This window comes from Mesobacillus sp. (genome assembly GCF_047739415.1).
Taxonomy (GTDB): domain Bacteria; phylum Bacillota; class Bacilli; order Bacillales; family Cytobacillaceae; genus Mesobacillus.
Genome location: NZ_JBIQOE010000016.1, coordinates 1 through 4,465, shown reverse-complemented (window position 1 = coordinate 4,465; position 4,465 = coordinate 1). Strand labels below are relative to the sequence as shown.

The following is a 4,465-nucleotide window of genomic DNA, read 5'->3' as shown; positions in this document are numbered from 1 at the left end:
CCGCCGAAAATCGCGTAAATGGCGCCGATGATTCCGATGATCCAAATGACTATCCAGACGGATGCTTCATATGAAATGCCGAACAGCTCTGGAAAGTTGAAAAGCTGCAAGACGGCAAGTGCTCCCGAATAAAGCATGGATGGTGCTGTGACGAGTATGTATCCCAGCATGAATAATAGGACGGTATATTGTCTGACGCCTTCATCAAACCGCTTGCTTAAAAATTCAGGAAGCGTTGTGAAATTTCCCCCAAGATACTTGGGAAGCAAATAAATGGCCATAATGATGATGGCGAAAGCTGCGGTAACCTCCCAGGCCATGTTTGAAAGATTCGTTCTATAGGCTTGTCCATTCAGTCCGACTAGCTGTTCAGCGGAAAGATTGGTGAGCAGGAGAGAACCTGCAATAAAACCGCCCGTCAAACCGCGGCCTGCAAGGAAGTATCCAGCTGAATCGCTGACTTCGCCTTTCGTCTTTACGTATGAATACCATGCGACCAGTCCCATGAAAAAAGCGGCTGAAATCAGTGTAAACCCAATACCCCCAAAAATCATCTTGTCGGCACCCCTTGTTGTGTAATTATTTTACATAACTAAATAGCCTGCTTGCTAACTCTTTAAACCTTTAGCGTGATAAAATCTTATTTTGCCAAATTTTTAAATTAGAAAATACTGGATGAAAGTAATATAATAATAGTAGAAATACTGAAAAAATGGACTGGAGTGGTTCAGATGGATTTTTCAATGGTCGTTTCCGAGGATCGGATTAAGAAAGCCTATAAGGACGGGGAGTTTGAAAATTTGCCTGGCTACGGGAAACCGTTGAATCTGGAAGATATGTCAGCTGTCCCAGAGGAACTGAGAATGGCCTACAAAATGCTGAGAAATGCCGGATTCTCTCCGGAAGAACAGCGGCTTAGGCAAGAAGTGATGTCGATCGAAGACCTGATCCGCACCTGTGAAAATCCAGAAGAAAAAGACAGGCTGAACCAGGAGCTTAGCCAGAAGCTTCTAAGGTACAATAAAATCATGTCCAGCCGGGGAGCCAAAACAAATTCATCCCTGTTTAAAAACTATGAACGGAAAATTGAAAAAAAGCTCCTATAAAGTAAAGGGCCAGGCGGAGAAATCCAGCCTGGCCCTTTTGTTATTTGAAATGTATCAATCAATCTCTGAGTCGCTTATGCTCCGAGCGTTTTGATTTTTTCTGCAGCAGCTGCTGTTTGGCTTACGTATGCTGCGATTGTCTGGTTATCGTCGTTCAATGTTTCAATCGTTGCATTCATTTCCTCCAGACCTGCGGTTGCTTGCTCGATGATGGCAGCTAACTCACGTGTTGATGCTTCGACATCGCCTGTCTGGTTTTTAACATCACTGACAGTTAATTCAAATTGGCCAAATTGGTTCGTCAGCTCACGAAGTGTACCGCTGACTTCTGAGAAGAAACCGGATACCTCTTCGACTGCGGAACGGCTTTCTGCCAGCTTTTCGCTGCTGTCGTTCATTTTTTCCAGAGCTGAAGAGTTTGTTTCATTGACAGAAGTAAGGTTCTCGGTAATCTGGATTGCAGTTTCTTTTGTCATTTCCGCCAGCTTGCGGATTTCGTTGGCAACGACTGAGAAGCCTTTGCCAGCCTCTCCGGCGCGCGCGGCTTCGATTGAAGCATTGAGTGCGAGCAGATTCGTTTGCTCTGTGATGTTGCGGATGTTGACAATAAAGCCGTTCGTTTCCTCGATTTTCTTCGTGAGCATGGAGAATGTCTGGCTCAGCTCAGAGATCGAAGAAGCAAGCTCTTTCATGTCGCCCTGAAGCTCGTTGATTTTTACTGAGCCGCTTTCAGATGCTTTTGCAGCCTGCAAAGTATTGTCAGAGAGCAAGACGGACATATCCGACATTTCATCCATTCTTTGCTTCGTCATCTCTGCATTCTCAGAGATTTGATTGATTTGTTCTGTCTGTACCTGGCTGCCGGCAGAAATCTCATTAACAGCTATTTTCATTTCGGTCTGGGATGAGAGGTGTGTCTGGATTTGCTCGTTGATTTTGCCAAGACTCTCAGTTACGACAAGAAGCTCTCCATGAAGCAAAGCGCTGTGCTGCTCTTTACGGACCTTTTCGTTTTCCGAATCCGCAAGGAAAGTCTCCAGCGATTTAAAGGCAGCCTTGTTCAAACGGATCAATACGAACAGAACGGCGCCGATCAAAACATAACAAAGTAGAATCGCCGTGAAGGTGCTGCTTAAAAAGTCCTGGTTCTCAGTGGCCAGCATGGTGTTTAGGACAACGGCAACCAGTCCCAGGCTGAATCCGGTAACGAAGATTTTTATATCAAAATGGATGGCTGAAAAGACCGCCAGGAACAGAAGGACGAGCAAAAATGCACCATTGCCTCCGAACATTCCGATATAAAAGAAGTGATGGATGAAGATAGCAGCAAAAGCGGCATAAGGGAACAATGACTCCTTCTTAAGCCATAGCTGGAAGATCAGGAAAAACAGGACAAAAAATGATAATTCACTTACATAAACCATCGTTTTGATAATTGGTTCTTTTTCGATGAGAGTATATGCAGCTGTCGCAATCAAGGATACCGAATAGGTGCTGAGCATCAAGATGTTTTTCTTTTTCGTATCCTGTCTGCGGAGATTTTGAATAGCCTCCACGTTAAAAGCCTCCTTAGAAGTTCTCTGTATTCACTTTTATTATATCGGCATAAAAAATCTGAATCTTTATTATTTGTGAAAAATTATTTTTAGTCGCCATCACTTAAGATTTTTAAAAATATGTCGAAATAAAAAGAGATATTATGACAGTTTAATAGTTAGAGACAGAAATAGAAGTAAAGCAGACAGGGGAGTCGTACATGGATAAGTCGTCGATCATTGGTGTCATATTAGCGATCATTGCGGTAGGAGTCGGGATGGTGTTCAAAGGCGTAAGTGTGACCGCCCTTGCCAATCCAGCAGCGATCTTAATCATAATCGTGGGTACTGTTGCAGCGGTAACAATTGCCTTTCCTGCAAATGAATTGAAGAAAGTGCCAAAGCTTTTCAAGATATTATTCAAGGAACAGGAAAGTGCTGATTTACCTTCCTTGATCCGTTTATTTTCCGATTGGGCCCAGCTGGCTCGTAAAGAAGGATTACTTGCACTTGAAGCGAAGACAAGCGAAATCGATGATGAGTTTCTTAAAAATGGGCTATCGCTTGCTGTAGATGGCCAGAGCGCTGATTATATCAGGGATGTTTTAACAGAAGAAGTGGAAGCGATGGAAGAACGACACCTTTCAGGAGCGGCTATTTTTACTCAGGCTGGCACATATGCCCCGACACTAGGTGTTCTTGGAGCGGTAGTTGGTTTGATTGCAGCACTAGGCTATATGGACAATACGGATGAGTTAGGTAAAGCGATTAGTGCGGCTTTCGTTGCGACATTATTGGGGATTTTCACCGGTTATGTTTTATGGCATCCATTCGCCAATAAATTAAAGCGTAAATCAAAGCAAGAAGCACAAGTGAAGTACATGATGATAGAAGGAATTCTCTCAATCCTTGAAGGGGAAGCACCAAGAGTGATTGAGCAGAAACTTGCTTCTTATTTGCCTGCAGGCGAACGGAAACTGATCCTTGAGGAAAGCGGCGTGGCGAAAGATGAGTAGGAAAAGGAAGAAAAAGCATCACGAAGAGCATATGGATGAGTCCTGGCTGATACCGTATGCGGACCTGCTTACTCTCCTGCTGGCGCTTTTCATCGTTCTGTTTGCGATGAGCTCGGTTGATGCCGTCAAATTCCAGCAGCTGTCAAAGGCATTCAATGATGTGTTCGCCGGGGGGACAGGGGTATTCGAGTTCCAGAGCCCGATGCCTGAAGGTCAGATGGAATCGCCGGACGTGCGCAAGGAAGATGTTGAAAAGAATGACGAGGAGAAGGCTGATGTTGCCAAAGACCAAATGGAGCTTTTGGCCATCCAGCAGAAGGTCAATTCTTATATAGAAGAGAAAAAGCTGACAGATAAACTGGATACAAAGCTGACAGATGAGGGTCTGCTGCTGACGATCCGCGATAATGTCTTGTTTGAATCGGGCAGGGCGGAGGTGCGTTCATCCGATGTGAATATCGCCAATGAGATCGCGGATTTGCTTGTCATGGAGCCGCCGCGCAATATCATCATCAGCGGTCACACGGATAATGTACCAATCAGGACCGCCAGATATGAATCAAACTGGGAACTCAGCGTCATGCGCGCCGTCGAATTCATGAAGATCATTTTGAAAAATGAACAGCTTGACCCGCGCTGGTTCAGCGCAAAAGGGTTCGGTGAGTTCCAGCCAGTCGCCACGAATGACACAGCAGAAGGCAAGGCAAGGAACCGTCGGGTTGAGATTTTAATCCTTCCACGCACAAGCAACAATCTGGGACAATAAGACGAAGAACCGCTGCCAAGCTGTATGGCGGCGGTTTTTTAT

5 protein-coding genes are annotated in these 4,465 nt (G+C 44.9%); 3 read left to right on the top strand and 2 right to left on the bottom strand.

Going from position 1 to position 4,465, the window contains the following annotated elements:
* Positions 1-554, bottom strand: a 554-nt coding sequence (locus ACH0QE_RS01200) for a sodium:solute symporter family transporter (protein WP_415798922.1), incomplete at its 3' end; no start/stop codon positions are given.
* Positions 555-731: 177 nt separating this feature from the next.
* On the opposite strand from ACH0QE_RS01200, the gene ACH0QE_RS01195 reads away from it, so the two are divergent.
* Positions 732-1,106 carry a DUF1992 domain-containing protein gene (locus tag ACH0QE_RS01195; protein ID WP_415798921.1) on the top strand — a complete coding sequence of 125 codons (375 nt, stop codon included), beginning with the start codon at positions 732-734 and terminating at the stop codon, positions 1,104-1,106.
* A gap of 74 nt (positions 1,107-1,180) precedes the next feature.
* Here the strand turns inward: ACH0QE_RS01195 and ACH0QE_RS01190 are convergent, their stop codons facing one another.
* A complete protein-coding gene (locus ACH0QE_RS01190; protein WP_415798920.1) occupies positions 1,181-2,662 on the bottom strand; it encodes a methyl-accepting chemotaxis protein in 1,482 nt (493 codons plus the stop codon).
* A gap of 200 nt (positions 2,663-2,862) precedes the next feature.
* Between ACH0QE_RS01190 and motA the strand changes: the two genes are divergently transcribed.
* Together motA and motB are read left to right on the top strand one after the other, a co-directional pair.
* Complete coding sequence (gene motA / locus ACH0QE_RS01185) at positions 2,863-3,657, top strand: flagellar motor stator protein MotA (RefSeq protein WP_415798919.1); 795 nt, start codon at positions 2,863-2,865, stop codon at positions 3,655-3,657.
* Positions 3,650-4,423 (top strand): flagellar motor protein MotB, encoded by a 774-nt coding sequence (motB, locus tag ACH0QE_RS01180; protein ID WP_415798918.1) that lies wholly within the window; start codon positions 3,650-3,652, stop codon positions 4,421-4,423. The genes motA and motB overlap by 8 nt, the downstream gene beginning before the upstream one ends.
* Positions 4,424-4,465 lie beyond the last annotated feature (42 nt).